The organism is Vibrio sp. T9 (genome assembly GCF_003123985.1).
GTDB classification, from domain to species: Bacteria; Pseudomonadota; Gammaproteobacteria; order Enterobacterales; family Vibrionaceae; genus Vibrio; species Vibrio diabolicus.
Map to the genome: position 1 here is coordinate 1 of NZ_NIGY01000046.1, position 548 is coordinate 548.

The 548-nt window shown below is 64.4% G+C and carries 1 protein-coding gene; it reads left to right on the forward strand.

Features of this window, described 5'->3' with window-relative positions; genetic code table 11:
* Positions 1-174 precede the first annotated feature (174 nt).
* Positions 175-548: class I SAM-dependent methyltransferase (locus CBX98_RS25325; protein ID WP_146192912.1), on the forward strand; the 374-nt coding region annotated here is incomplete at its 3' end.

Sequence of the window (548 nt, forward strand, 5' to 3'; positions counted from 1 at the left end):
ACCCTCAGCGACGCCGTCACCGGTGAGCGACTGACCCGCGCCAGTACGATTCAGGTCGCGGTGAGGCTCGCCGATGGCGAGATGCAGATGGTCTCGCCTTCCGTTTTCATCGACGACATCGAGCGCCAGCTGGCGCGCCAGCCGTCGCCCTGAATTGCCATGGACGCCTCAACGATGAAGTACGCCAGCGCCACTTATGTCGAGGAAACCCGGATCGGTTTCGTCTTCCTGCGCACCCACACCTGGCAGCACCACGTACTGCGCGTGGCCATCAATGACCTCAAGCGCCTGGCCGGCGAGCCAGCGCCGCAGGGCGGCACGCTGCTCGATGTCGGCTGTGGCCAGGGTCGCTCGTTCCGGTATCTGCGTGACGTGTTCGCTCCCACGCGCATGCTCGGCCTGGATGCGGATCCACACAGTATCGACCTGTCCCGTGAAGAGACCGCGCGCGAAGGCATCGACGTGGAGCTGTTCACCAGTGACTGCGCACGCATCGACCTTCCCGACGCCAGCGTCGACACGGTCTTCTGTCACCAGACCTTCCATCA